Origin of the sequence: uncultured Treponema sp. (genome assembly GCF_945873775.1) — a bacterium.
Classification (GTDB): Bacteria; Spirochaetota; Spirochaetia; order Treponematales; family Treponemataceae; genus Treponema_D.
Genome location: NZ_CAMCEC010000002.1, coordinates 35,802 through 62,786 on the forward strand (window position 1 = coordinate 35,802; position 26,985 = coordinate 62,786).

The following is a 26,985-nucleotide window of genomic DNA, read 5'->3' on the forward strand; positions in this document are numbered from 1 at the left end:
CTAAACTCTGCTGCTCCTATTTCTTAAAATCATATCTGCTAAAGTGATTGCCGTCATGGCTTCTACAACAGGAACAATTCTTGGACAAAGACAAACATCGTGTCTTCCTTCAATAAGAATATCACATTCATTTCCGTTTACATCAACAGTTTCCTGCGAAAGATAAATGCTTGGAACTGGCTTTACGGCAGCTCTAAAAACTATATCATCGCCTCTGGAAATTCCTCCAAGGATTCCGCCAGCATTATTTGTTTTAAATGAAAAATTGCTTTCCATAAAATCATTGTTCTCAAGTCCATTTGAATCCGCACAGTTGAATCCGCTTCCAAATTCAATTCCTTTTATCGCGCCAATAGACATAACCGCATGGGACAAAACTGCATCAAGCTTGTCAAAAACTGGCTCGCCAAGCCCAGCGCTCACGCCTTTTACAACGCACTCAACAATTCCGCCGCAAGAATTTTTTTTCTGCTTAAACTCTTCAACTTTTTTCTGCATTAAAACGGCAGCATCTTTGTCCGCGGCGCGCATCGCATTCTGTTCAATTTCAGAAAAATCAACTTTGCCACTTTTTATTCCCGCAGTTTCTTTTGTATATGCAAAAATTTGAATTCCTAAATTTTTCAAAAACATTTTTGCAAAAGCTCCAGCCGCAACTCTTGCACAGGTTTCCCTTCCGCTGGATCTTCCGCCGCCCCTGTAATCTCTTACGCCGTATTTTTTATAATATGTAAAATCAGCATGACCAGGCCGAAATTTGTCTTTTATATTTTCATAATCTGATGAATGCTGATTTGAATTTCTGATTAAAATAGCTATCGGAGTTCCTGTTGTTTTTCCTTCAAATACGCCGCTTAAAATTTCCGCAAAGTCATCTTCTTTTCTTGCAGTAACCGCCGCACTTTTTGCTCCAGGCTTTCTCCGTTCCATTTCATGCTGAAGAAATTTTTCATCCACAGAAATTCCAGCAGGGCATCCGTCTATAATGCAGCCAAGTCCTGCGCCGTGACTTTCTCCAAATGTTGCAACTTTAAAAATTTCTCCAAATATATTTCCTGACATAATTTTTCCTTAAAATAAATACAAAATTCTCAAAAGATTTTAACGCAATTTATTCATCAACTCAACACGGCTATGAACATCAAGTTTTTTGAAAATCTTTTTGTTGTGGCTCGCAACAGTTCCAAGACTTATAAAAAGTTCCTCTGCAATGTCTTTGTCGCTTTTTCCAGAAATTATAAGTTCTGCAATCTGCTTTTCTCTTGAAGACAATTTTTTCATAAAGTCCTCGGATTTTTCTTCGCCAGTTTTTATTAAAGTTACTTCCTTTTTCTTTTCATGTTTTTGCTCTTTTTTCTTAGACGGAGAAAATCTAGTTTTATTTATTATCACGCTGGAATCTTTTGAATTTTCAACACGCTTAAAATCAAACACAACTGAAAATTTAAACTTGCTGTCATTTTTTGAAACAGACAAATCTCCTCGGTAAAATTTTGCAATGCGCATAAGAAATGTAAAATTGCGTTTTTCATTTTCAGTTTCCATGCGCGAAAGAGCTTCTTCAACTGTCTGGGAATCCATCGTATTCGAAACTGAAAAAACAAAATTTTCTTCATCGCCTTTCAGCGAAACAGAAACTTCAGTATTCGGAACAGAAACTTCAATAACAGAATTCAAAAACGATATAAAGAAAAGCTCCACAACTCTCATGTCCGCAAGAATCACCGTTTCCGGCTGAATGTCCATTGAATAAGAAATTGCATTTGGCTTAGCTGAGCAAAAAATCTTAGAAGCCTGAATGCAGCTTTTAAAAAAATCCGCAAGAAGAATCGGCTGGTTTTCAATTTCAGTTTCATCATTGCACATTCTAAGAGTTGCAAGCGTGTCGCTTATTTTTGCAGAATTGATTTTAATCCTTTCTATATAGGAAGTGTTTTTCGGAGTGAAAACCTGGCCAGAAAGAATATCTGCCATGCTCAAAGTCTGTGCTGAATCAAATAAAATATTTTTCATAAGACGTTCAATCAGATTTTTTTGCTTAAGAAGATCTGAATTCTGCGCCTTTATTTTTTCAAGCTCAACTTTTGAACTATGAGACTCCTGCCGAATTTTATAAGTTATAAAACAAAGCGAAGGCATCGTAATCAGCAAGTAAGATAAAAACAAAATTAAAAATTCATCAGCGCATATAAAATCAAAAAAAACATTGTTGTCTTTAAATCTTAAAATCCTTACAACTTGAGCCAGCATTGAAAACAAAATCTGCGGAATCCAAAGCAAAAGAATTATCCGTGCGCTTTTTTGCATCGACTTCAAGCACATAAATATAGAAGCAATAAAAAAAACTTTTGTTGTTATAGAAAGCGCGGCGTAAGAATAAAGCATTGTCTGGTCAGCCCTCACCGTTAAAAGAACACAAAACATAACAACTATAAGCTGAATTTCAACTGGAGAAAGTTTTTTATAAACTGATTTTGAATTTCCTTTTAAAACTGTATCAGCAGAAAGAATTAAAAACATCAGGATAAAACTTTCAAAATAATACGCAAGCCTTGTTGAAAATGAAAACGGATTTAAAAAATTCCACAAGAATACAGGCCCGATTCCTTTCAACTGAAGCTGAAGCAAAATATAAAACAAAGCCGCCATTGACAAGAAAAACGGCATTGGCTGGCGCACAGCAACCGCATATATAAAAAGCAAGGCAAAAATGCAAAAGCTTATTCCCAAAACAATATAAAGTTTTGCAAAATAAATTCTCCGTGAATTAAAAAAATCAAGCTCCGTAACAAACTTGATATATATAAAATTTCCATTGTGATTTTTTATTTTTATCCTAAAGCAAGTGTCATCATCGTATCCTGAATTTCTAAAAACCGGAAACGCCTGCAAACTGTCTGGTGCTTCTATTTTATCTGTTGAAATTTTATGTCCGACTTTTCCAATGTAAAAAAATTTTCCTCCACGCTTTTCATAAAATTCCGCGGAATCTATATATTCATTTCCAAGGCTTATGACGCAATGCTGAATTTCTGAAATTTCAGGCTTTATTTCAATCCATAAGTTTCCATCATAAAATCCCGGATTTATAGGATTTTTTGCAGTCTTAAACAAATTGTCATCAAGCTCATCAACATCTTTTTGCGCAGTTGCGTCGATAAACTGTTTTACATGAATTGGAATTTCCTTTCCTGCTGATTTTCTTGATTTTGCAAATAAAGGCAACAAACTGCATACCAAAAGCACAGATAAAAAAAGCAGATATTTTTTGTTTTTCATAACTGAATTATAACCCAAGTTATTTTAAAATCAAATAAAATTTACCATATTTTAGGTATAAAACTACCATTTGCATGGTATTTGAAGCGGTTTTTCACATCTCTATCATTCAAATCAATAAAGTTGAAGAGATTAAATATATAGTTTTTCACATATAAATTGAAAAACAAAGGCCGTTCTGATTGAAGTGCAATTCACACTTCGTTTTTCAGAGCGGTCTTTTTTGTTTTATAAAGCAATGATGGAATTTTCATTGCGTTGCTTTTTTTCTATAAAAATGCAATAATTACGCAAAAATATTTGGAGGTCCCTATGATTAAATTGCGCGGTGCTTTTACAGCAATGATTACACCAATGAACGGTGATGGTTCAATAGATTACGAGGGCTTCAGAAAAAATGTAAAATTTCAGCTTGAACAGGGCATAGACGGTCTGGTTCCTCTTGGAACAACGGCAGAAACTCCGACTCTTGATGAAAAACCTGGAAGCGAAGAAGACAAAATTATCGAAATTGTATTCGAGGAAGTCCGCAAATTTGAAGAAACCTCTGGTAAAAAAATTCCTGTAATTCTTGGAGCTGGTTCAAACAACACAAAGGACGCGGTTCTTTACTGCGAAAGAGCAAAAAAAGCCGGGGCAGACGCGGCGCTTGTTGTAACTCCGTATTATAACAAACCTTCAAAAGAAGGAATTTTCCGCCACTTTGAAGCAGTTTCAAAAGTCGGAATTCCGATTATCGTTTACAACATTCAAGGAAGAACAGGACTTAATATTCCTACAGACTTGCTCGAAAGAATTGCGGAACTTCCAAATATTGCCGGTGTAAAAGAAGCAAGCGGAAATGTGGCTCAGATGATGGAAGTAATCGGGCAGATAAAGAGAAAAAAGCCTGACTTTGCAGTTCTTTCTGGAGACGACGGACTTACGCTTCCGCTTATTGCAGCTGGAGGAGATGGAATTATTTCTGTTGCTTCAAATTTAATTCCAGCCCTGATGCACGAGCTTGCGGATTCGGCTCTAAAAGGAAACTTTGAGAAAGCCCGTGAGATTCACTACAGACTTGCGCCTTTCTTTAAAGCTGAATTCTGTGACGGAAACCCGACTTCAATAAAGTACGCTATGAATTTCAAAGGACTTCCAGCTGGTCCGTGCAGGCTTCCGCTTGTTGAAGTTACAGAAAAAGCTAAAGAGATTATAAAAGATGCTTTGGCTGAATGTAAATTATAAATTTAATCAGTTTTTAGGGGAAATATTATGGCAGACAAATTGAAAGTAGGTGTTTTGGGCGCAACTGGAATGGTTGGTCAGCGTTATATAAAATTGTTGGAAAATCATCCGTGGTTTGAAGTAACTTATGTTGCGGCAAGTCCTCGTTCTGCAGGAAAAGCGTATAAAGATGCGGTAAAGAACCGTTGGCTTATTGGCGCTGAAATTCCTGCTGGCGTTGCAGATTTGATTGTTGAGGACGCAAATGACGAGAAAAAGGCTCTTGGAAAATGCCAGTTTGTTTTTTCTGCGCTTGAAATGGGCAAGGAAGAAATAAAGGCTCTTGAAGCCGCTTACGCTGCGGAAGGAATTCCGGTTGTTTCTAACGCTTCTGCAAACCGCTGGACGGAAGACGTTCCAATGCTCGTGCCGGAAATCAACTATTCCCACCTTGATGTGATTGCTGAACAGAAAAAGCACCACGGCTGGGACAAAGGTTTTATTGCAGTAAAACCGAACTGCTCGCTCCAGACTTACATGATGCCGATTCACGCGCTGATTCAGGCCGGCTACCCGATTAAAAGAATGATTGTAACAACTTTGCAGGCAACAAGCGGCGCAGGTTATCCGGGCGTTCCTTCTTTTGACATGATTGATAATATCGTTCCGTTTATTGGTGGCGAGGAAGAAAAGACTGAAAAAGAATGTCTTAAAATTCTTGGAAAAGTTCAGGACGGAAAAATCGTTAACGCTGAATATCCGGTTGTTTCTTCAACTTGCACACGCGTTCCTGTAATTGACGGACACACAGCTTGCGTTTCGCTTGAATTTGCGGACAAAAAGCCAAGCCTTGAAGAAATTGAGAAAATCTGGACTTCTTATAAATCAGTTCCGCAGGAATTGAATCTTCCGAGCGCGCCGGAACATCCGATTGTTGTTCGCCACGAAGAAAACCGACCGCAGCCACGCCGCGACCGCGAGACAGAAAAAGGAATGGCTTGCGTAATCGGACGCCTTCGCCCATGCAATGTGTTTGACATAAAGTTTGTTTCGCTTAGCCACAACACAAAGCGCGGAGCGGCACTTGGCGGAATACTGAACGCAGAATTGCTCAAGGCAAAAGGATTTTTTGACAATCTGTAGGAAGAATTCCGGTTTTGTCATTGCCGTACTTGATACGGCAATCTCTAAAAGCAGATTCCTGACCGAGTTTACTGCGTAAACATCGCAGTGTCGCAGCACGGGAATGACATAAAGACTGAACTTCAATGTCATTGCCGAGCATGAAATTTCGTGTCATTGACTGGCAAGAACTTTTGTGTCATTGCCCGGCGCGACCGGGCAATCTAGCAGAAAAATCTTCAATAAAAAACATGGAGCTGTCTGAACACAGGCGGCTCTTTTTTTTCAGGCTGAAATATTTTTACGGAAAAATTCAATGGATAAACAAGAACTTCATAATTCAATTTGCAGCAACGCGCTTTTCTCATTTGCACGTTCTGGCGGAAAGGGCGGACAAAATGTAAACAAAGTAAATACAAAAGTCCACATCGCAATTCCGCTTGCAAAACTTTCAGGACTTTCTGAAAAAGAACTGGAGCTTTTAACAAGCAAACTAAAATCTTCAATCAACAAGGACTTTGAAATTTTCATTGACTGTGAAGACTCAAGATTTCAAGAGCAAAACAGAAAAATTGCACTGGAACGGCTCGAATCAAAAATCGTTTCAGCTGTAAAAATCAACAAAAAGCGAATAAAAACAAAGCCAACCGCAGCTTCAAAAGAAAAACGTCTTAAAACTAAAAAACTCAAATCGCTTTTAAAACAACAGCGCGCATTTAAGTTCTAATGCTGAGCTTCATTTTCATTTCAACATGGCAAACAACGCAAGCTAAAACTCAATCAGCTTGGTTGAGATGCTCGCGGCGCTTTCATCCACAGTTACAAGGCGGAACGCGCCGTTCTTAAAGAGCGCGGAAGTGTTTATCTGCGAGAAATCGCCGAATCCATGCTCAAAAACCGTGTGGACGTGGCCGCCGAAAAGTGCTTTCACGTTGTTTTTCGCAAAAAGCGAAAGAAGATAGTTGCGCTCGGTTGTATCTTCAAGAGCCATGAACGGAACGTTGTCGCTGTAAAAAGGATAATGCGAGAAAACCATTTTCGGATTTGAATCCGATTTCAGCAGTTTTTCAAAATCATCAAGCTGGTCTGTTCCAAACGCGCCGTTTCCTGTGTCCACAAAATAAAAGCTGAACGGCAACGAATCAGAATCGTCTGAGCCAGCCGAAAGCGAAAAATAATACGTTGACTTGTACGGATAAATCGTTTTTTTCCAGTTTGTCCAGCCGTTGTTGTAAAGGTCGTGGTTTCCAAGAATCGTGTAAATCTTAAAGTCTTCCGCCGAATCCACAACATTTTTTTTCACTGCAAGATTTCTGATTCTTTCAAGATATGAATTGTAGTCGCTGCACTCGGACAAATGCCCGCCGTCGGCAGTGTCGCCCAAATTTATTATGAACCTCGGAATTTTTGTCTTGTCGCTGCTTTCAAAAAGCGATGAAATCTCGTCTAAGAATTCGCTCATTTTTGATGAATGAACGTCGCTCGCGCCAATGTGAACGTCCGTCACAACGATAAAGCTGTATTTTCCGCCCAATCCTAAATCCGAAGAAAGGACAGTTTCACCGCTCAAATCTGAAAATCCGCTGAAACGCTCGTCAACGTCTTCCTCGCCGAACAAAAGCTGGTAGAATCCGTAGTTCGCGCATGAAGAAAATGCAAGCGGAATCAAAAATGAAGCCAAGATGAAAAATCTTCTAAATTTTCTCAAAATGAAAACCTCGCTTTCAAATTCCATTCGTAGCGGTCGATGTAAGGCGCAACAACGAACTGGTCGCGCAAACGCAAGCCAAAATCGGAAGAGATTCTAAGTCCGCTTTTGAAATTCCACGCGAATCCGAGAGAATAAAGCGGCGTGAACGCAAGCGGATAACGGTAAAGCTCGTGCGAAACGATAGAACCGTAAATTTCCGCGCCGGAATCAAAATAATAATTCAAGGCGACAGAGCCGCTCAAAGAAAAATCCCAGAGAAAATCGCGGTCAACAGCGTCAATTCGAGCAAACTTCAAGCCAGAGCCAAGATTCGCACGAAAGTCAAAGCGATTTTTTAAGGCAAGGCGGAAAACGCCTTCAAGATAAATGTCGTGCTCAGAATACAAATCGTAATAACGCTGAAAATGATAGACAAATTCCGCGCCGAAGCCGATTTTCTGGTTTTCAGTCTCCTGATTCAGCCGCGGGAAAAAATAATTTCCAAGCATTGCAAAGTCAAAAATTTTGTCGGAGAACTGGACGGAAGCAAGAGCCTTGTAATCCGGCGAGAAATTTTCTTTCTCCTGAAATCCGTAAGTGAAATTAAAAGGATTGAATTCGCGCTCCACATTTTTTGCCGCGACGTAGCCGGTGCCAGCCTCGACAAACTGCGTTACGCGCGGAAACGCGGAGCAAAAAGCGCAGGAGAAAATCAAACCGAAAAGCAAAAAAATTCTCTTCATTTCAATTCTAATTATAAAATTTTGACTGAATTTATCAAGGGAAAAAACAAAGGCAACTTGTCCATAAAAATAGGACACATTTAAAAGAAAAATACTTCAAAACACTTTTAAATAGCAGCACGCATTTAAGTTCTAGTCAGAGAGTAAAAAGAACTTGTTTATAAGCAAATTCATCTGTTTTTAAAGGAAAAACACTTGTTTATGACACAAATTCATCTATTTTTAGACTAAAAACACTTCATTCTGCACTAAATTCATCTGTTTTTAGGCTAAAACCACTTGTTTTTACACAAATTTCATCTGTTTTTTAACCAAAAACACTTCATTTTACACTAAATTCATCTAGTTTTTAGTCAAAAACACTTGTTTTAGCACAAAATTCATCTGTTTTTTGACAAAAACTAGTTGTTTTTGAACTAAAATCATCTAGTTTTTTAATAAAAACACTTTGTTTTAACAAAAAATAAAGTGTTTTATAACCAGAAACAGTTGTTTCTAGCCATAAAACACTTTGCAGAACTAGCAAATCTTCATGAATTTTGCATTTCCGCTTATAGAAATTGCTTCGTCAGGGAAAACAACAGCAATATCTTCTTGAGCCATAGGAATTTTTGTTCCATTAGAACCGCAAAGCTCAGCATTCTGCCCTTCAAGCAAGTAAAGCAAAGTCAGTTTCTTGGGAGCAAAACTTTTTTCCTCAAACAATTCAAGTGAAAAGTATTCGCACTCAAACTTTCCAGGGAAAGGACCTGCCTTTAATAGATTGTTGTTCTTAAGAGATTCAAGGCTTTTTTGAACATGAAGCTCGCGCGGACGTCCCCAGTCATACATTCTGTAAGTTATGTTGCTTGACTGCTGGACTTCCAGAACGCGGATTCCTTTTCCAATAGCGTGAACTGTTCCAGACGGAATAAAAACAAAGTCGCCTTTCTTTACGCTGACAAAATTCAGTTCATTCTGAAAAGTTCCTTGCTGTATAGAAGAAGCAATCTGTTCCTTGGAAAAATTTTCCTTTATTCCGTAAGCAAGTTTGGCATCAGGCTCTGCATCAAGAACATACCAGCATTCAGTTTTTCCGCGCACGCCATCCCCTTCAAGTTTTTTTGCAGTTTCATCATCAGGATGAACTTGAACAGAAAGCGTTTCATTCGCCTGAATTACTTTCACAATAAGAGGATAGTCCTTCCCGATGGCATTTAGAAAATCTTTCTGGCAGCCATCAGGATGTGTGGAAGCTATCCATCTTTCGTATCCCCAGATTTTATCACACTGAATAGGATTAAGCTTTAACATTTTTGCATCTCACTTTACGATGTCATATTTTTTGATGTAAGAAATAACATCGTCAACAGTGGTAAAGCACAAAGCCGTGTTTGTATCCGCCGCGCCGTAGTAAATTGCAATTCTGTTTGTGTCAGCATCAACAAGAGCCGCACAAGGGAACACAACATTGGCAACAAAACCACGCTCTTCGTATTCAACTTCAGGCGTAAGAAGGAAGTTTCCGCAGCGATGAATCACTTTTGAAGGATCATTCAAATCCAAAAGAGCTGCGCCCATTGAATAAACAAAGCCTGAGCAAGTTCCTGTAACGCCGTGATAAAACAAAAGCCAACCTTCTTCCGTTTCAATTGGAGCACAGCCCGCGCCAATCTTTACAGACTGCCACCATTCGCTTGATTTTCCCATAATCCATTTGTGGTTGCCCCAGTGCAAAAGGTCATCGCTTTCAGAAAGGAAAATATCGCCAAACGGAGTGTGTCCGCTGTCTGACGGGCGTGTCATAATATAATATTTTCCGTTGAATTTTCTTGGGAACAAGACACCGTTTCTGTTGAACGGAAGAAAACCGTTGCCTTTAGAAGTGAAAGTCTTGAAGTCTTTTGTTGTTGCGATTCCGATTGAAGCTCCGTGGAAGTCCGTGCACCAGATTATGTGATAGACATCATCGATTTTTACAAGGCGCGGATCATAAGCGTAGTTCGGGCTTACATCGTTTCCGTTTTCGTCAGTGATTTTAATTTTGTCGCTGCTGAATTTCCAGTTGAGAGCGTCATCACTGAATCCGTAGTAAAGGTAAGGAATTCCGTTGCAAGTTTCAGCACGGAACACGCCGACAAAACCTCCCTCTTTCCACAATGCGACTGCGCTGTTGAATATGCGGGTTACATTCGGAATAGGATTTCTTCCGATAACAGGATTTTTTGAATAGCGCCAAACAGGTTTGTCAAAGCCGGCTGGTTTGTCTTCCCACGGCATATTTGGAATTGATTCGCCTTTAATTTTAATCATTTTTTTATTCTCCGAAATTTATTTTTTGTTTATGAACTCAAGGTTTTTTGAAATAAAATCGCACCGCTGTTTTACGCAGTCAGCAGAACGTCCAGGGTCAGACGGCGTGTTGAATACATAGTCGGTGAGTTTTTCAAGCGTTGTTGTCGCAACATGAAGCCTAGTATCACTCGAAGCATAATAAATATATACATTGCCCGACGGCGTAACCGCAGCTCCGTTTGTAAACACAACATTAGAAACGTCCCCTACACGCTCTTCTCCAAGCGGTCCAAGGAAAAGCCCTGAAGGTTCAGCGATTACTTTTGACGGATCTTTTAAATCAGTTGCAAAGCAGTAAAGCACGTAGCGAAGACCGGCGGCAGTGTTGCGGACTCCATGCGCAATATGAATCCATCCGCGCTCTGTTTTTATTGGAACTGCTCCAGCTCCGTTTTTAACTTCTGTGATTGTGTGGTATTTTCTTTTGCTTGAAATTTTTTCTTCATCAATCACAGCATTTGTTATGTCGTCGCAAAGTCCAAAGCCTACTCCGCCGCCGCTGCCTGTATCGATAAAGTCATCCATCGGGCGTGTGTAGAACGCATATTTTCCGTTTACAAATTCAGGAAGAAGAACAACGTTTCTTTGCTGAGGAGAATGCAATGTCTTTAGATTTGGAAGACGCTCCCACTTCTTTAAATCTTTTGTGCGCACAATTCCTGCACAGGCAACTGCCGCGCTCAAGTCCTTTGATTTTGTGTCTTTGCTTTCTGAGCAGAAAACTCCGTAAATCCATCCGTCTTCGTGCTGAGTAAGACGCATATCATAAACGTTTGTTTCTTCTGCGCAAGTGTCCGGGAGCTGAACAGGATAATCCCAGAACCTGAATCCGTCTACACCAGAAGTGCTTTCTGCAACGGCAAAGAATGATTTTCTGTCCGCGCCTTCAACACGGGCAACAAGATAGAATTTTCCGTCTATATACAGTGCGCCAGAATTCATTACAGCATTTACGCCAAGACGTTCCATAAAAAATGGATTTGTCAAAGGATTCATGTCGTACTTCCAGAAAAGCGGAACATGATTTCTTGTAAGAACTGGATTCTTGTAGCGGTCAAAAATTCCGTTGTAAAAATCGCTCTTTTCATTTTTCATTGCAATAAGCGACTCATATTTTTCTGTCTGAATTTTTACTTTTTCTTCAAAGTTCATTTTATCACCTTAATTCTTGAAATTGTTTCAAAGCACATTCGTCCGTTGTGGTAAGGACATTTCCATGGCTCAACTATAGGCTGGCGGCTTGAAGGCTTGCGCTCTGCATCAACGCACCAGAACCATTCCGAGCCATCGCGCTTGTCAACTATATAATTCTTGATATAGCTCCAGACTGACTGGGCGGCATCAAGGAATTTTTTGTCATTTGTTTTTTGATATGCATTCAAAAAGCCGACAACAGATTCAGCCTGAACCCACCAAACGCGAGTTTCGTTGTTTTTTCCGCGCTCGCATTCATTCATAACAGAATTATCTTTGTAGGCGGTTTTTAGAATTCTGTACGGAATGATTTCTGTGATTGGCGCAATTTTCTTTCTAAGCTCGTCATCGGCAAGAACTTCAAGAGCTCTGTCCACAAGCCAAGAAGTTTCTATGTCGTGTCCATAAGAATACAAGTCAATCAGCGAATTGAAATTTTTATCAAAGAAAACTTCCTGCCGTTTTTCCTTTGGATTCCAAATTTTGTCAGCAAACTGATTCAAGATAAAAACAAGATTTTTCTTTACATCAGCACTGCGGCTCACACGGTAAAGTTCTGTGTAGCCTTCAAGAACATGAAGCAAAGTATTCATTGTACGTTCAGCTGTTACACCGTTTTCACTGAGCTTGTCATTTTCGTTAGGCTTAAAGTCAGCAGTGAATGACTCAAGGTAGCCTTCGGAATCGCGGCATTTAGTTTCTATTGTCTTGTAAAGTTCAAACGCTTTGTCCAAGGCATTTCTGTCATGCGAAATGTCGTAGTAGCTAGACAAGGCATAAATTGCAAACGCCTGATTGTAAGTATGCTTTGTTGAATCCAGAACACTTCCGTCAGCATTTGCAGACCAGAATACTCCGCCATTTTCCTTGTCGTAGAATTTGTCGCAAAGGAATTTATAAGCGTGCTTGGCATAGTCCACAAGTTCTTTATCTTCAAGCAGTTTGTATGCGTTAGAAAAGAACCAAAGAATGCGGCTGTTAAGTATACAGCCTTTTTCAGCATCCTTGTGCAGATTTAAGTCGAAATCAAGAAGTCCGTAGAATCCGCCGCGCTCATCATCCTTCATTTTTTTCCAGAAAGGAATGATATGATAAATAAGCTCACTCTCAACTTCAGCAAACATTTCTTCAAGCATTGCATTACTCCAATTTTCAGTCTTTTTTATAAAGAATAACATCGTCGATATAAATCGGTCCGTCATACTTCACATAACCCATGGTAGGACAAATTGTTACAAATGTATATGTTGGATTTTGCTGGAACTCAAGCGAAACAGAAACCTTGTAATAAGATTTTCCATCGTCAAGAGTTACAACCGGCAAGTCTTTTAAGAAAGTATTGTTTTCCTTTAAGCCTGTTTTTACCCAGCCCGGATCAAAGGCAACATAAGGTTGAACTCCAGGAAGTTTTTCCCCTTCGCTTTTCTTTGTAGCATGAGGAACAGCCTTGTCTTTTTCATAGTAAAAAGTGAAATCAAGTTTTGAAGCATCTGCAAATTCTTTCATTGTTCCAAACTTAACTTTAAGTTCTTCCCAAGTATTTTCGCCTGAATAAGAGCCGTCAACTTCAACCATTCCGCCATTGAGCTTTGTGTGCTTTATGCTTTTTATTTCAGCCATGTAGCCGCCCAAAGATGAAGCGTCCGCAATGTCGTTTTTAAAATCGTAATGTTTTATGACGCTGTAGGTTATTTTATTTGAAATTGTTATTGAATTTGATTCAGTTTCAAGCTTTGTTCCGTCGCTCAAAGTAAACACAACTTTTATAGAAAGAACACTTCCGTCTGGGAAAGTTTTTGCATTAGCAAGCGTGTCAAAGTTGATTCTATAAATGTCCGAGGCAACGTTGTAATTCAATGTGCGTGGAGAAGCCGCAGGATTTCCATTTATATAAAGTTCCGCGCGCTTTGCCTTTACAGAAGAATTTTTTCCCGGCATGAATTTTGCGCTTACTTCAAACAGACCTTTTGCATCTTGATCACGTGCAGGATTCAAAAGATAAACACGAGGCTTGGAAAGATATTCAGGAGAATTTTTTCCAGAAAACAAAGCTGCATAATCGCTCAAAAGATTTGAAACGCTGGACTTGTCATTTCTTATTCTGAATCCGTCGTAGTCATCATATATTCCATCTCCGCCTTCTGCAATTTCATAAGTGTTTGATGACGTAAGAATCCAGAACATTGAGCCTGCAAGACCTTCGTTGTATGCAGTTGAATTCCAAATATCGTAAGCCGCAAGACGATTTAAATTTCCGCCGGAAGAAGTTCCATACTCTTCAAGCACAATCGGCTTTTTTGCAGAACGGCCGGAAGCTGCGTGTTTTTTTATAAATTCATCGCCCCAGTTTATTTGCGCACTGTCAAGAATTCCCCAAGTTTCTGGATAAAGATGGAAAGTTCCGTAGTCAATATTTTTTATACGGATAAGAGAATCAAAGTCAGTTCCTTCATAGCCGTTGTAGCAAGTTCCGCCTTCACCAGCATAAGGAGTGAATCCCGGCTGCCTCATAAAGCCTTCATCGCCAACTGCGCACAACTGGTTTGGAGCAAGTTTTTTTACAAAAGCGCTCATTTCCGCAACCCAGTTTTTTACAATTTTTCCGCTTGTATCTTTCTGGTTGCGAGGCTCGTTCATAAGCTCCCAAGTCATTATCGTAGGATCTTCGTTATACGGAATTCCTGTGTAAGAATTTTTTCTTGTAACAAGATGCTCCACAAATTCCTTGTAAGTTTTGTGGCAATTTTCATTTGTGTAGAATTCTTCCGCGCTTTTTAGTCCGAACCATTTTTGCCAAGTAGCCGCATTCATAAGTCCGCCGAAAGCATCCCAGTAATTGTTCATGGCAATTACAAGCTTAATGTTTCTTTTGGAAGCTTCTGCAATTGTAAAGTCAAGCCGTTCAAAAATATCACGCGGATAGCCAAACTGATCTGGCGTTTTTGTGTTTTCCTTTATAAATTTTTGAGGAACTCCAAAAATTCCAGGCTCATCCATTCCGTGCGAATTATGATCAGCATTCGGTCCAAACTGAAATCCCCAGCACCGCAAAACTGTTACGCCCATTTCCTGCGCATCATCAAGAACATCAGTAATCATCTTGTCCGGGGAATAATGCATATAATAATTGTTTGTGCCTACAAAACGGAATTCTTTTCCGTCAAGCATAAACTTGTCTTTTTGAACTGTTACAAATCCTTTTGCGCCGGAAGCAGAACATGAAGCAAGCAGACCAAAGCAGGCAAAAACAGAAACCGCAGTCAATTTCTTTATAAGTTTCACAAAATCCTCCGCTACTCTTTTACAGAACCAGTAACCATTCCGCCGTAAATGTAACGCTGCAAAGAAATAAAAGCTATGAGAGTCGGAATAACAGCGATGACAACGCCGGCACAAATTACAGGCCAGTTAGTTCCAAACGGACCTTTGAATTTATAAAGCGAAGTTGAAATAACCTGCAATGATTTTTTCGGCATATACAAAAGCGGATTGTAAAAGTCATTGTAAAGGTTTACGCATTTCAAAATCAAAATTGTAACTGTCGCAGGCTGAAGCAGAGGGAAAATTATTTTTGCAAAAACCTGAAAATATCCGGCTCCGTCAATAATCGCAGACTCGTCAAGAGACTTTGAAATATTGTTCAAGAACTGAAGATAAATCATAATCGCAATAATATCAGTGCCCATAGAAAGAATGATTACAGACAAATGCGTATTGTACATTCCAAGTTTCTGAATTATCTGGAAAGTTGCAACCTGAGTTGTTATTGTAGGAATAAGAGAAATCCAAAGGAACATCTGGCGGACAATTTTCTTGAGCTTAAAATCAAAGCGGCTCAAAACAAACGCTGTCATAGAACCAGTTATTACAGTTCCCACGCCGGAAAACAAAATAAGAATAAATGTGTTCCAAAAGCCAAGAAGCATGTTTCCTTTTATAAACGCAGTCTTGTAGTTTTCAAGGAAAAATCCTTCTGTAACTTTTACTCTAATCACAGTACAGTTTTCTCCAGAAACATAAGCGCCTTTTACCATTAAAGATGCGGCTGTTTTTTTATCAACGGAAACAGAGCTTTCTTCGGAATCAAGCGGAAGCTCAACTCTTGCAACTTCGTTTCCCAAAGAATCAGAAACAACAATAAAACTTTCTTTTGAGCTGTCTTCTATTTTGTCATAAAGGAACGAAAATCCTTTTAAATTGTGTTCCATTAATATAGAAGAATTCAGCGCAATTTTATTTCCGTTTTCAAAAGATTCCGCGCCTTTCCATATTTCATTGTTCGCCTTGAACCTTGGAAGATCAAACGGACGGCTTCTGTTGAATTCCTCGCCTGTCTTAAAAGAGCCAAGGAAAACAACAAGAATCGGAAGAATAACAGTCAGTGCGGAAAAGCACAGCAAAATATATTTGAGCCATTTTGAAATCTGGCGTTCGTGGATTTTTGAATTCATAATCAACCTTCCTTAAAAATTATGTCAGTTTTTCTCGTCTGTATTGAAAACCGCATTTTGAATAAACGAAATCAAAAGAACCATAATGGTAAGCACAATCGCCATGGCAGAAGCAAGTCCAATCTTGTTGAATTTAAATGCTGTATCCATTGTCTTGATTACAAAAGTTGAAGAGCCGTTTCCGCCGCCAGTCATAATGTAAGGAATTTCAAATACGCTTACTGCGCCTTTTACAGCAAGAATTGCGTTAATCTGAAGAACTGGGGCAATTCCAGGAAGAATTATAAAGCGGAACTTTTGCCAAGCATTCGCTCCGTCCAAGGCTGCAGCTTCAAAAGTAACTTTTGGCAAAGATTCTATCGCCGCCACAAACATTACAATATTAAATCCCATGTATCGCCAAATAGACGTGAACGACAATGAGTAGTTTACAAGCTTAGGATTTGTAAGCCAAAGAGGTGTGTTTTTTACTCCAAGGAAATTCAAAAATGAATTCAGAGTTCCTGTGTCCTTGAAAAAATATGTAAAAATAAAACCGATTGCTACGCTGTTTATAAGATTCGGGAAAAACAAAACTCCCTTAAAAAAGTTAACGCCTTTTACTTTTGTGCATAAAATAACTGCAAACAAAAGCGCAAGAGCAAGCTGAATAAAAGAGCCCACAAGATAGTAAATGCTGACTGCAAAAACCTTGAAATATTCCGGGCGTGAAAAAACTTCTATATAGTTTTTAATTCCAATGAACTTTTTCTGTCCAAGACCGTCCCACTTTAGAAAACTGTAGCCAAACATATTTATGATTGGAAGAAATCCAAAGACGATTACAAGCACAAGCGGAACTAGCAAAAATGTGAAAATCACGACTTTCTGCTGTTTTTTAATTGAAAGTTGTATCTGGTTTTTCATTGTGGCTCCCTTGCACCGGAACTTCCACAAAGAAATTCCAATGCCTTTATGCACGAAAGTTTTTTACATTTCATCCTTAGGCACAACATTTTATGCGCCCAAAGATGAAACTGTTTTTTTAGATGAATGCCATTATAAGACATGAAATTTCCTGTTATTGGGGATGTTCCAAAAGTATCTTTTTGTCATTTTCGGGCGCGACCCGAAAATCTAAACGTATTTAGAGATTGTTAACCGAGTTTCTTTCAGAAACATCTCATTATCAAGTACGACAATGACTTTTAGAACTTATTGGACATTCCCCAATCTTCAATGGCATTCTTGAAACTTTTTAGTTTAAATATTCTGCTCTGGTTTTTGCCCAGCGTTTGTTCCAGTCTGCCATGATGCCTTCAAATGTTTCTTTTGTGCTTCCAATAGCAGCGTCGATAATTCTTTTCTTTTCAGGATCGTTCCAGAAGCCGATTTCAGACTCCTTGTCAATCTTATCGTAAACGCCTTCGTACTGTGGTTCTGCTGGAGCAGACTCAATGTACTGAACGCCCATTTCACCGAACGAATCCAAAACTGCAGGATAAGGCTCGCCCTTCTTTACAGGAATAGATTCTGTATACTGAACCCAGTCTGTGTCGTCTGACATAAACTTTATCCAAGCATAAGCAGTCGCCTTGTTCTTGCTGTACTTGTTAATGCAAAGAGGCATATCAAGCTGAGCTTCCGCATATTTTTTTCCGTCGATTTCAAATGGGAACGGCATATATCCGATTGTTTCCGGGCGGGCTGCAAGATCTTTTACCTGCTGAATTGCCCAAGAGCCAAGAACCATGCATCCGATTTTTCCGTCAGCAAGATCCTGCTTTGACTGCTCCCATTCAGAAGCAAGCAAGTCTTTTTCGCACAAGCCGCGCTTTACAACTTCGTACATCATTTTGTAAAGCTCATAGTGTCCGTCGCCAGGAACAAAAGGAGAATCCTCATGGATAATCTTTCTCTTGTATTCTGGATCTCCAGACGCGCTCAAAAGTCCGCCTTCCCACTGATTCAAAGTCCAGCCAGAAGGATAGTTCATAAATACTGGAACTGCATCTGTCTTGTCTTTGATTTTCTGCATTGCTTCGTAGAATTCCTCTGTGTTTCTTGGAACTCCAACGCCAGCCTTTTTAAAAACAGCCTTGTTGTAAACAATTCCCGCGCTTACAGTTGCAACCATCGGATATGTGTAAACAACATCCTTGTAAGAAATTGCATTTGAAGTTCTTGTAAAGTTCATTATTTTATCAAAATCTTCAAGCTTGCCGAGCGGCTCAAAATATTTTTCAAAGTCAATTGACTGAATATTCGGGCGGCAAAGAACATCGCCGTATTCCTGAGTTCCCATGCGGGTTCTTACAGTTCCTTCGTAATCTGTAATCGCCTCAAACTCTACAGAAGTTCCCGGATATTTTTCCTCAAAGGCTTCCTTGTATTCCTGAAGCTTAGTGTCTACAATGTCTGTTCTGTTTGTAAGAACGATAATGTTTCCACCGATTTTTCCGTGAATGGAATTTTCACCGCCATTGTTTTTTGAGCAGCCCGAAGCCAAAAGCGTCAAAGCCGCCGCTGTGCACAAAACTACACTTCTTTTCATTTTTCCTCCAAAATGCCGACTTCCAATATTCAGAAGCAGCCGCAGTTTTTAAAACGGATTTCACATAAAAGAACTAAGATTAAGCCAATCCATTTGTTTGTTAATTTTTGAAAATAGAGAAAACGGTTTCTTTATTTATTTTATTATAGCACCGAAAACCCAGTTGTCAATCTTTTTTTTATTATTTTTTTAACAGAATTTTAACTGGCTTTTTCCTGAAAAAACGCAGCCTTTTACAGATTTTTTAAACTTTTTGAAGAAAAAATTTATATTTTGCACAACAATTAATAGAAAAAAGTGCAAAATTCACAAAAAAATATTTAAAACTTGCGAAAAAAAAACTTGACAGCGCAAGAATTCCGTGCTTATCATAAACATACAAAAGAGAAAACGGTTTCTTAGAACAACGAAATTTTATGAGGTTTTTATGAAGATTAAAAAAATGCCTGTGGCTTTATCGGCTTTACTTCTTTCACTGGGGGGGGCAGCTTTTGCAGATGATGCTCCTGTTAAACAGAACGCCTGGTTCGACCTTAAAATGCACAACACAGTTGGCTACAACCTTGAAGAAAAAATCTACGGAATGGAATCAACAGTTGACCAAGCGCAAATCTGGTGGGACTTGTTTCCTGGAGCAAACCGCGGCTACAGCTCAGAAAACGACGGATTTTCTGTTTACTTTAGAGTTGAAGACTTGAGATACGTTTTCAAATTCTATGACGAAAAGAAAACTTACCTTGACAGCTACAACGGCGGAGACGATTCACAGTCAGGAACTGTAGATTCAAAAAAACAGTCAACAGGATGGGAAGAACGTCCTGGAAACTGGAACGACAAAGCTTCAAACTACTTTGACTATTCAAGCATTGTTGCTGGCGTAAAATACAGAAACTGGTTCATGGACTTCTACAACTTCAACTACGAAGACGGAGCTCAGGTTGGATTCAACCACGCAAGCTTAAAGTCAATCTTTGACGACTTCCGCAGCGACAAGGCATTTGACACAGACAAGGACAACACTCTTGGCTTCTTGTACTACAACGGAATTCAGGACACAAGAAACTTCCTTGACAAAGACACTGGAAGCCTTGGACTTACAGGCGTTATTTCCACAGGAGTTGAATTCGACAATCTTAAAGTTCAGCTTTCTACAGGAGCGGCAGGTTCTTGGATAAGCTCACAGGATCCAAACCTTGATGGACCAGACGGCTACGGAAGCGCAGACAGTCCTTACACTTCAAGCGCAAACATCAAGAGAGGAAAAACTTATCAGAAGCTCAACGAAGGAAACGCCGGAGCAGTTCAGCTCGATGTTATGTTTAAGCCAACAGAGCAGCTTGAGCTTAACTTGAGCGGACTTACAACTTTCAACTACAAAAAAGCTTATGAGTCCAGACGCAAAGGTCAAGACAGAAAGAATGAAAATATCAACTTCACAGAACTCAGCACAGCAAAAGATATCCGTGCATTCGGCGCAGACATTACTTACAACATTGAAACTTCTAAAGGCGTAATCGCTCCTTATGCTGGAATTGACTACAACTATAGCGATGGAAGAACAAGAACTTACTACGATGACGGAGTAAGCAAGACAGAAGAGCAGAACAGCCAGTTTGAAGTTGGCGGCGGCTTGGCATGGTATCCACGCGGTGCAGACGCAAAAGCCGGACACGACTCTCTTGACTTCTGGGGCAGACAGTTCCCAATCGGAGCTTCTGTTGGTGTAAACACAGACAACAACGGAATCGCAAGCCTTGTAGTTTCAGCATTTGAAACACCTGATGAAAATGCGCTTATTCCAAACCTCGGCGGATTCGTTGAGTTTGAATGGGTAAACTTTGCGGAGCAGGACGGCGGAGATTCAAGATTCTTTGCAGCAGCCCAGCTTGAATACATGATTAAAACTGTAACAAAGAGCGGACTTTCTGTTGGAATCAAACCTTATGCGCTTGGACGCTGCATTCAGAGATGCGGTGCAAATCTCCAGAGAACTGGACAGTATACAGTGGACTCAAGACTTGGTCTTGTTATCTATCCTTCTGAAAAGTTCAATGTTGACTTCCGCTATGAACGTCAGGATCAGCTTTACACAAACAGCACTGACAACGACACTGACAAAGGATGTATCACAGGAACATTCAGCTTTAGACTTTAGAATTTAAGTTTTATTTTAGCCTCCTATTTTAATAAAACTTAACATACACTTGCTTCCTTGGAGTTTCCAGGGAAGCATTTTTTTTACTGCGTTTGTCATTATCGGGCTCGACCCGATAATCTGACTGTATATACTACAATCATTTAGCGATTGTTAACCGATTTTCTTTCAGAAACATCGCAGGGGCAAATACGGCAACGACAGTTAATCAGGCTAACAAATTTTTTTCTTGCTCCAAGACGGATTTTCCTGTATATTTATAGAAACAAAAGGAAAACAGTTTCTCTAAATTTTCCTTAATAAAAAATATTAAGTTAAAATTTGGGTTTATATTTTAATGCCATTGTCGGATTTAAAATTTTTATGTTATTGTCCGGCATGACCAGGCAATCTTATAACAACAGATTCCTGACCGAGTTTACTGCGTAAACATCGCTGTGTTGTTGCACGGGAATGGCACTTGATAAAAGCTCAACATTTAAACTATTACAAAAAAATGAATATGAAGTATACGATAAAAGAAATCGCAGAGCTCACAGGCGTTGCAAAAAGCACAGTATCAAAAGCCCTTAACGGACAAAAAGGCGTAAGCGAAGAAAAGCGAATTGAAATAATGAAGCTCGCCTCAGAATATAACTATATTCCAAATGCGGCGGCAAGAGCGCTTTCACACAACAAGTCCGAGACAATAGGAATTTTAATTTCCGCGGATTACGAATATACGCTTTCAACTTCCTACTGGATAGAAATAATTTCCGCAGTTTCGTACGAGGCTGAAAAAAACGGCTACAACCTTCTTGTCATTACCCAGGACAAAGACGATCCGCTAAAGTCGCTTGAAAACGCAATATTCAAAAAATCAATAGACGGACTTGTAGTTCCTGCCGAATATGTCCATGCGGATTTAATCAAGCTTTTAAACACTTCTGGAATTCCGTTTGTCATTCAAGGACGGACTCCGCTTTGCAACCACTACTGCGTTGACGTGCGGAACAAAGAAGGCGCGTATCTTCTAACTTCAAGACTGATTGAAAACGGCGGAAAAAACATAGCCTGCATTGCCGGGCCAAAAGAATTTCTTTACAACAAGGAACGTGTTGAAGGATTCAAGAGCGCGCTCAAAGAGCAGGGAATAAAAAATCCGCCAGTCGTCCACAGCCCATACACAGAGGAAGAAACCGTAAAAAACATCAGCGCATTTCTAAAGCAAAATCCAAAGATTGATTCAGTTTTTATAACCGCCGGCGGAGACTTTCTATTCTTTATATTTGACACAATGCGAAAAGCTGGCTTTAACCTTGACAAAATCGGATTCGCAGTTTTCGATGACTACAAGCCGATTCACTACATCATAAAGCCTGTAGTTTCAGCAAGGCAGCCAATAAAACAAATGGGCGCGCAAAACGCAAGAATTCTTCTTCAGCTTATAAACAACGAAGCCCCGCCAAACTCTTCACTGTTTGACATCTCGATTGTGTAAAGGGAAAGGAGAATGTATTCATTCAAGACTGAGAGTATTTTATTTTCCATGAGCAATAAGTTATTCTGCAATGTCCTTGTGCTTATATTGGCAAATCGCAATTTGTCTTTTGCGGAAGAAAAAATCCTGCTACGGAAAAACCGCACCCTCTCTTTTCCCAGTAAAATTTCCCCTTGATTGAATTTTCATTCTATTAATGGTAGTATAACGAAATATTTTTTAAGCAGGGGATTTTTATGCTTACATTAAAGTTTGGCGGAACAAGCATGGGTTCTGCCCGCCGTATTCTTGACAGCGTGGAAATTATGGTCGGACGTGCAAAGTCTGACAGAATCAGTGTTGTTGTAAGTGCTGTTGCAGGAGTTTCAAACAAGCTTCAATCTGCCATTGACGGCTGCGCTTCCGGCGGAACAGCTGAATCTTTTGTAAGCGAGCTTCGTAGAATTCACGCGGACATTTGCGCAGAAATAAAATCAGCATTGCCAGAATTCAGCACAGAATCTGTAAATGCAAAAATCGAGCCGCTATTTTCTGAACTTGAAAAACTTCTTGCAGGCCTTACGGTTTTTGGAGAATGTCCGGACACCGTTCACTGCCGCATCATGGGCATGGGCGAATTAATCTGCGCTCCGATTGTTGAAGCAGTCCTTCTTGCAAAAAAACAGAGCGTTTTACTTTTGGATTCACGCAAATTCATTTATACAACTGGCGACCAGAAAGAAGGCGAGCCGGACTATGCTCACTGCGCGGACGCTTTTGCTGACTACAGAGACGGTTCAGCTCCTTTAGCGCAAATTCTTTTGTTCCCAGGATTTATCTGCTCCTGGATTTCTGGAACTGGCGCAAAACCTGTAATGGGACTTTTGGGACGCAACGGCTCTGACTTTAGCGCGGCGATTGTTGGCTCTTGTCTTGGCTCTTCTAAAGTTGAATTCTGGACTGACGTTGACGGAATCTACACAGCAGACCCAAGAGTTGTAAAAGACGCTGTTCTTGTAGACGACATGACTTACGAAGAAGCAATGGAGCTTTCATTCTTCGGAAGCAAAGTTCTTCATCCAAAGACATTGGCGCCTCTTGCCGCAAAAGGAATTGAAGCCTGGAGCTTGAACTCTCACAATCCTTCTGCGCGCGGAACTAGAATCGGAAAAGGTTCGTTTGAAAACTCCGCAAAGAAAGGTCCTGTCTGCGGAATCTCTTGCCTTAAAGACTGCGCAATGATTTCTGTAAGCGGCTCTGGAATGAAGGGACGCAAAGGAATGGCGGCGCGGATTTTCTCTGCGGTTAGCAATGCAGGCATTTCAATTCTTTTGATTACCCAGTCGTCTTCTGAATATACAATTTCATTCTGCGTGCGCAAAGCTTTTGCAAATGAAGTTCAGGATGTTCTTAAATCAGAATTTTCACTTGAGATTTCAACAAAACTTATAAATCCTATAAAAGTCCAGGCTGACTGCGCCATCGTTTCAATAATCGGCGACGGCATGAAAGAAAAAAGAGGCGTTGCAGGAACTTTCTTTGATTCACTTGCAAGCCGCGATGTAAACATTCTTGCAATTGCGCAAGGCTCAAGCGAACGTTCAATTTCAGCTGTAATAAAAGCTGAAGACGGCGACATGGCAGTGCGCGTTGTCCACCAGTTCTTCTTTAACACAGTTCAGTCAATTCAGGTTTTTGCATTCGGAGCTGGGACAATCGGCGGAACAATGCTTGACCAGATTGGCGAGCAGCAGAAAATGCTTTTGGAGCAGGGAATCGACATCCGCGTTATGGCAATTGCAAATATCGATGGAATGATTTTCAATGCGGAAGGAATTTCTCTTGGCGACTGGAGAGATCAAGTTAAGAAAAACGGAACAAAGACAAACCTTGATGAGATAATCAACTTTGTAAAAGAGACAAAGCCTATCAATCCAATTTTTGTTGACTGCACTGCAAGCTATGATTTGCCGGAACGCTATCTTGATATTTTCAAGGCTGGAATGAGCATTGCAACTCCAAACAAGCGCGCAAATTCAATGAGCATGGATTTCTACAAAAAACTCCGCGACACTGCAAACGAAATGCACGTAAGATTTTTGTACGAAACAAATGTCGGCGCAGGACTTCCAATTATTGACACATTGCAGAATCTGTTCAAGTCGGGCGACAAGCTCACAGGCTTCAACGGAATTATGTCCGGCAGCTTGAGCTACATCTTTGGAAAACTTGATGAAGGGAAAAAATTCAGCGAAGCCGTCCTTGAAGCAAAGCAGCTGCGCTACACAGAGCCAGATCCGCGCGATGACTTAAAGGGAACTGACGTTGCAAGAAAAGCTTTAATCATTGCCCGTGAAAGCGGAATGAACATTGAGCTTGAAGACATTGAAATGCGTTCAATTTTCCCGCAAGGATTTTCTCTTGAAGGTTCTGTGGAAGAATTCCTTGCAAAGCTTCCTGAGCTGGATTCTTACTTTGAAGAAAAAATGGCTTCACTTAGAAAAGACAAAAAAGTTCTTAGAATGGGAGCAAGCATAAAAGATGGAAAAGTTTCCGTTGGAATGCTTGAAGTCGGGCCAGAAGATCCGCTTTTTGGAGTACGCGGCGGAGAAAACGCATTTGTATTCCACACAGCGCGCTACACACCAATTCCGCTTACAGTCCGCGGATACGGCGCAGGTGCAGGAGTTACAGCGGCAGGAGTCTTTGGCGACATTCTTAGAACCGTAAGCTGGAACAGCCACAGTTAATTTTCGCTGCAATACAGGCACCAAATTCAAGATGCCATTGCTGGAATAAAACCGGCAGTGGCTTTTTTTTATACAAAAGCAGGAATTGAAAAATTCAACTGTTTGTGCTAGATTTTCTTGAAATGGTTATTGTATTAAAGAAAGATTCAACTGAAGAACAGAAAGAACACATCTGCCAGTTTCTAAAAGAAAAAAATTTCAAGCTTAACGAAATCGTCGGAGAAGAAGACACCGTTATTGCAGCCGTAGGAAAAGTTTCTATGGATGTAAGAGAAGTTGAGCTTCTGCCGGGCGTAAACAATGTCATTCCAATCAGCAAGCCGTTCAAACTTGCAAGCCGGGAATTTAAAAAAGAAAACACAATAATTGAAGTTCCAAACAATCGCGGACAAATAATAAGAATAGGCGGACAGCACGTTGTTTCCATTGCAGGACCTTGCGCCGTTGAAAGCCGTGAGCAGATGATGGAAATTGCAGCTGCAGTTGCTTCCAGTGGAGCAGTCATGCTCAGAGGCGGAGCATACAAGCCGCGTTCGTCCCCATACAGTTTTCAGGGATTGGGCGAAGAAGGATTAAAATACCTAAAAGAAGCTGGAGAAAAATTCGGACTTCCTATTGTTACAGAAATAGTTTCTGAATCTCTTATTCCGCTGATGAAAGGCTATGTTGATGTTTATCAGATTGGCGCGCGCAATATGCAGAACTTTGATCTTCTAAAAAAAGTTGGAGCAATCGGCAAGCCTGTAATTTTAAAGCGCAGCTACACCGCAACATTGGAAGAGCTTTTGATGTCCGCGGAATATTTGCTTTCAAGCGGAACAGACAGCGTAATTTTATGCGAGCGCGGAATAAGAACATTTGAGCACGCAACACGCAACACACTGGACATTTCCGCAGTGCCAGTTTTGCGTTCTCTAACTCACCTTCCGATTATTGTAGACCCAAGCCATGCCGTTGGAATCCGCGACAAAGTTCCTTCCATGGGACTTGCTTCCATTGCGGCAGGAGCAGACGGAATAATTGTAGAAGTTCACAATCATCCTGAAAAAGCAATGAGCGACGGAGCGCAGTCCATGCTTCCTGCCCAGTTCGACAAAATGATGCATGATATTGAAGCACTTGCTCCAGTAATCGGAAAATCAGTTGCACACATCCGTGAAGAAAATTCTTCTGTTGTGCATTCCGAGCAAAAAAATTCAAGCGGAAAAATTGTCTGCGTTTACAGCGGAAAAAGAGGCGCTTATGCGGAACAGGCAATTTCACGCTACTTTGATTCGCATGATGTTGAAGCCGTTGCAGTCGATTCATTTGAAGAAATTTTCCAAAGCGTTGTGGACGGAAAAGCCGACTACGGAATGGTTCCAATTGAAAACAGCCTTGCAGGAAGCGTGTTCCAAAACTACGACAACTTCAGCAGATTTGAAGACGTAAGCATAGCCGGAGCTGTAACATTAAATATCCGCCACGCTTTGCTTGGAATAAAAGGCGCAACAATTGCTGACATAAAAAATGTCTACTCACATCCGCAGGCATTAAGCCAGTGCAAGAAATTTTTGGACAACCACAAAAACTGGAATTTCATAGACGCAGTTTCCACAGCAACCGCAGCTCAGTTTGTAGCGGAAAAGAATTCAAAGGAAAATGCCGCAATCGCAAGTTCACTCAACGCATCTCTTTACAAGCTTGAAATTCTTGCGGAAGATATTGAAAATGATCCGGGAAATTTTACGCGCTTTGTTGTAATTCAGGCAAACCACACTGCAAAGCCAACTGGAGCAAAAGAAGCAAATGTTCCTGCAAACATGGCAAGCTTTATCTTCAAGACAAAAAATGAGCCGGGAGCTTTGTACAACGTGCTTGGAGTTTTCAACGACTGCGGACTGAACATGACACGCCTTGAATCCCGCCCGATTGCAGGACAGCCGTGGAGATACTGGTTCTATGCGGACGCTGAAATCAAAAATCAAAATGCGGCGGAATATGTAAAATCATTAATGGAAAAACTTTCAGATAAAGTTGAAGAAATTCGGCTTCTTGGAATTTACTCTGAATTAGGAAAATAACATTTC

At 40.3% G+C, this 26,985-nt stretch carries 19 protein-coding genes; 7 read left to right on the forward strand and 12 right to left on the reverse strand.

From position 1 onward, the window contains the following. Positions 1-1,062, reverse strand: a complete 1,062-nt coding sequence (aroC, locus tag Q0N70_RS01670) for a chorismate synthase (protein WP_294012876.1) — start codon at positions 1,060-1,062, stop codon at positions 1-3. Positions 1,063-1,101: 39 nt separating this feature from the next. Further along, positions 1,102-3,279, reverse strand: coding sequence for a LuxR C-terminal-related transcriptional regulator (locus Q0N70_RS01675; protein WP_294012878.1), 2,178 nt, complete (start codon positions 3,277-3,279; stop codon positions 1,102-1,104). Positions 3,280-3,591: 312 nt separating this feature from the next. Here Q0N70_RS01675 and dapA point away from each other — a divergent pair, with 312 nt between their 5' ends. The 3 genes from dapA (at position 3,592) to arfB (ending at position 6,334) form a co-directional block, all read left to right on the forward strand. After that, a complete protein-coding gene (gene dapA / locus Q0N70_RS01680; protein WP_294012881.1) occupies positions 3,592-4,506 on the forward strand; it encodes a 4-hydroxy-tetrahydrodipicolinate synthase in 915 nt (304 codons plus the stop codon). 27 nt (positions 4,507-4,533) lie between these two features. Then, complete coding sequence (gene asd / locus Q0N70_RS01685) at positions 4,534-5,628, forward strand: aspartate-semialdehyde dehydrogenase (RefSeq protein WP_294012884.1); 1,095 nt, start codon at positions 4,534-4,536, stop codon at positions 5,626-5,628. A 295-nt stretch (positions 5,629-5,923) separates the two neighbouring features. Then, positions 5,924-6,334 (forward strand): alternative ribosome rescue aminoacyl-tRNA hydrolase ArfB, encoded by a 411-nt coding sequence (gene arfB, locus Q0N70_RS01690; protein ID WP_294012887.1) that lies wholly within the window; start codon positions 5,924-5,926, stop codon positions 6,332-6,334. A gap of 42 nt (positions 6,335-6,376) precedes the next feature. Here arfB and Q0N70_RS01695 read toward each other — a convergent pair whose 3' ends face one another. The 10 genes from Q0N70_RS01695 to Q0N70_RS01740 form a co-directional block, all read right to left on the reverse strand. Next, positions 6,377-7,315 (reverse strand): metallophosphoesterase, encoded by a 939-nt coding sequence (locus Q0N70_RS01695; RefSeq protein ID WP_294012890.1) that lies wholly within the window; start codon positions 7,313-7,315, stop codon positions 6,377-6,379. Beyond that, on the reverse strand, positions 7,312-8,040 hold the full coding sequence (locus Q0N70_RS01700) for a hypothetical protein (RefSeq protein ID WP_294012894.1): 729 nt from the start codon (positions 8,038-8,040) through the stop codon (positions 7,312-7,314). The genes Q0N70_RS01695 and Q0N70_RS01700 overlap by 4 nt, the downstream gene beginning before the upstream one ends. A 519-nt stretch (positions 8,041-8,559) precedes the next feature. Further along, a complete protein-coding gene (locus tag Q0N70_RS01705; protein WP_294012897.1) occupies positions 8,560-9,333 on the reverse strand; it encodes a type I phosphomannose isomerase catalytic subunit in 774 nt (257 codons plus the stop codon). A 9-nt stretch (positions 9,334-9,342) separates the two neighbouring features. Continuing rightward, positions 9,343-10,332 carry a glycoside hydrolase family 130 protein gene (locus Q0N70_RS01710; RefSeq protein ID WP_288569227.1) on the reverse strand — a complete coding sequence of 330 codons (990 nt, stop codon included), beginning with the start codon at positions 10,330-10,332 and terminating at the stop codon, positions 9,343-9,345. Between the two features lie 18 nt (positions 10,333-10,350). Then, entirely contained in the window at positions 10,351-11,526 is a 1,176-nt protein-coding gene (locus Q0N70_RS01715) for a glycosidase (protein WP_294012906.1), read from the reverse strand. Beyond that, entirely contained in the window at positions 11,523-12,704 is a 1,182-nt protein-coding gene (locus Q0N70_RS01720; RefSeq protein WP_294012909.1) for an AGE family epimerase/isomerase, read from the reverse strand. Before Q0N70_RS01720 ends, Q0N70_RS01715 begins: the two co-directional genes overlap by 4 nt. 16 nt (positions 12,705-12,720) lie before the next feature. After that, positions 12,721-14,850, reverse strand: coding sequence for a cellulase family glycosylhydrolase (locus tag Q0N70_RS01725; RefSeq protein WP_294012912.1), 2,130 nt, complete (start codon positions 14,848-14,850; stop codon positions 12,721-12,723). 11 nt (positions 14,851-14,861) lie between these two features. After that, positions 14,862-16,019, reverse strand: a complete 1,158-nt coding sequence (locus Q0N70_RS01730) for a carbohydrate ABC transporter permease (protein ID WP_294012916.1) — start codon at positions 16,017-16,019, stop codon at positions 14,862-14,864. 24 nt (positions 16,020-16,043) lie between these two features. Continuing rightward, positions 16,044-16,925, reverse strand: coding sequence for a carbohydrate ABC transporter permease (locus Q0N70_RS01735; protein ID WP_294012919.1), 882 nt, complete (start codon positions 16,923-16,925; stop codon positions 16,044-16,046). 331 nt (positions 16,926-17,256) lie between these two features. After that, positions 17,257-18,552 (reverse strand): ABC transporter substrate-binding protein, encoded by a 1,296-nt coding sequence (locus Q0N70_RS01740; RefSeq protein ID WP_294012922.1) that lies wholly within the window; start codon positions 18,550-18,552, stop codon positions 17,257-17,259. A 427-nt stretch (positions 18,553-18,979) separates the two neighbouring features. On the opposite strand from Q0N70_RS01740, the gene Q0N70_RS01745 reads away from it, so the two are divergent. The 4 genes from Q0N70_RS01745 to aroF all read left to right on the forward strand — a co-directional run bounded on the left by Q0N70_RS01745 (position 18,980) and on the right by aroF (position 26,979). Further along, positions 18,980-20,707 carry a hypothetical protein gene (locus Q0N70_RS01745; RefSeq protein ID WP_294012925.1) on the forward strand — a complete coding sequence of 576 codons (1,728 nt, stop codon included), beginning with the start codon at positions 18,980-18,982 and terminating at the stop codon, positions 20,705-20,707. A 496-nt stretch (positions 20,708-21,203) separates the two neighbouring features. Further along, a complete protein-coding gene (locus Q0N70_RS01750; protein ID WP_294012928.1) occupies positions 21,204-22,187 on the forward strand; it encodes a LacI family DNA-binding transcriptional regulator in 984 nt (327 codons plus the stop codon). A gap of 236 nt (positions 22,188-22,423) precedes the next feature. Further along, positions 22,424-24,916: a bifunctional aspartate kinase/homoserine dehydrogenase I gene (thrA, locus tag Q0N70_RS01755; RefSeq protein ID WP_294012931.1), complete on the forward strand. Its 2,493-nt coding sequence runs from the start codon at positions 22,424-22,426 to the stop codon at positions 24,914-24,916. Between the two features lie 122 nt (positions 24,917-25,038). Next, positions 25,039-26,979: a 3-deoxy-7-phosphoheptulonate synthase gene (gene aroF, locus Q0N70_RS01760; RefSeq protein ID WP_294012934.1), complete on the forward strand. Its 1,941-nt coding sequence runs from the start codon at positions 25,039-25,041 to the stop codon at positions 26,977-26,979. Positions 26,980-26,985: the final 6 nt, after the last annotated feature.

Bases quoted from the DNA above. Each gene is read 5' to 3' on its own strand.
- aroC (WP_294012876.1), bottom strand. From the start codon at position 1,062: ATGTCAGGAAATATATTTGGAGAAATTTTTAAAGTTGCAACATTTGGA.
- Q0N70_RS01675 (WP_294012878.1), bottom strand. From the start codon at position 3,279: ATGAAAAACAAAAAATATCTGCTTTTTTTATCTGTGCTTTTGGTATGC.
- dapA (WP_294012881.1), top strand. From the start codon at position 3,592: ATGATTAAATTGCGCGGTGCTTTTACAGCAATGATTACACCAATGAAC.
- asd (WP_294012884.1), top strand. From the start codon at position 4,534: ATGGCAGACAAATTGAAAGTAGGTGTTTTGGGCGCAACTGGAATGGTT.
- arfB (WP_294012887.1), top strand. From the start codon at position 5,924: ATGGATAAACAAGAACTTCATAATTCAATTTGCAGCAACGCGCTTTTC.
- Q0N70_RS01700 (WP_294012894.1), bottom strand. From the start codon at position 8,040: ATGAAGAGAATTTTTTTGCTTTTCGGTTTGATTTTCTCCTGCGCTTTT.
- Q0N70_RS01705 (WP_294012897.1), bottom strand. From the start codon at position 9,333: ATGTTAAAGCTTAATCCTATTCAGTGTGATAAAATCTGGGGATACGAA.
- Q0N70_RS01710 (WP_288569227.1), bottom strand. From the start codon at position 10,332: ATGATTAAAATTAAAGGCGAATCAATTCCAAATATGCCGTGGGAAGAC.
- Q0N70_RS01715 (WP_294012906.1), bottom strand. From the start codon at position 11,526: ATGAACTTTGAAGAAAAAGTAAAAATTCAGACAGAAAAATATGAGTCG.
- Q0N70_RS01720 (WP_294012909.1), bottom strand. From the start codon at position 12,704: ATGCTTGAAGAAATGTTTGCTGAAGTTGAGAGTGAGCTTATTTATCAT.
- Q0N70_RS01730 (WP_294012916.1), bottom strand. From the start codon at position 16,019: ATGAATTCAAAAATCCACGAACGCCAGATTTCAAAATGGCTCAAATAT.
- Q0N70_RS01735 (WP_294012919.1), bottom strand. From the start codon at position 16,925: ATGAAAAACCAGATACAACTTTCAATTAAAAAACAGCAGAAAGTCGTG.
- Q0N70_RS01740 (WP_294012922.1), bottom strand. From the start codon at position 18,552: ATGAAAAGAAGTGTAGTTTTGTGCACAGCGGCGGCTTTGACGCTTTTG.
- Q0N70_RS01745 (WP_294012925.1), top strand. From the start codon at position 18,980: ATGAAGATTAAAAAAATGCCTGTGGCTTTATCGGCTTTACTTCTTTCA.
- Q0N70_RS01750 (WP_294012928.1), top strand. From the start codon at position 21,204: ATGAATATGAAGTATACGATAAAAGAAATCGCAGAGCTCACAGGCGTT.
- thrA (WP_294012931.1), top strand. From the start codon at position 22,424: ATGCTTACATTAAAGTTTGGCGGAACAAGCATGGGTTCTGCCCGCCGT.
- aroF (WP_294012934.1), top strand. From the start codon at position 25,039: ATGGTTATTGTATTAAAGAAAGATTCAACTGAAGAACAGAAAGAACAC.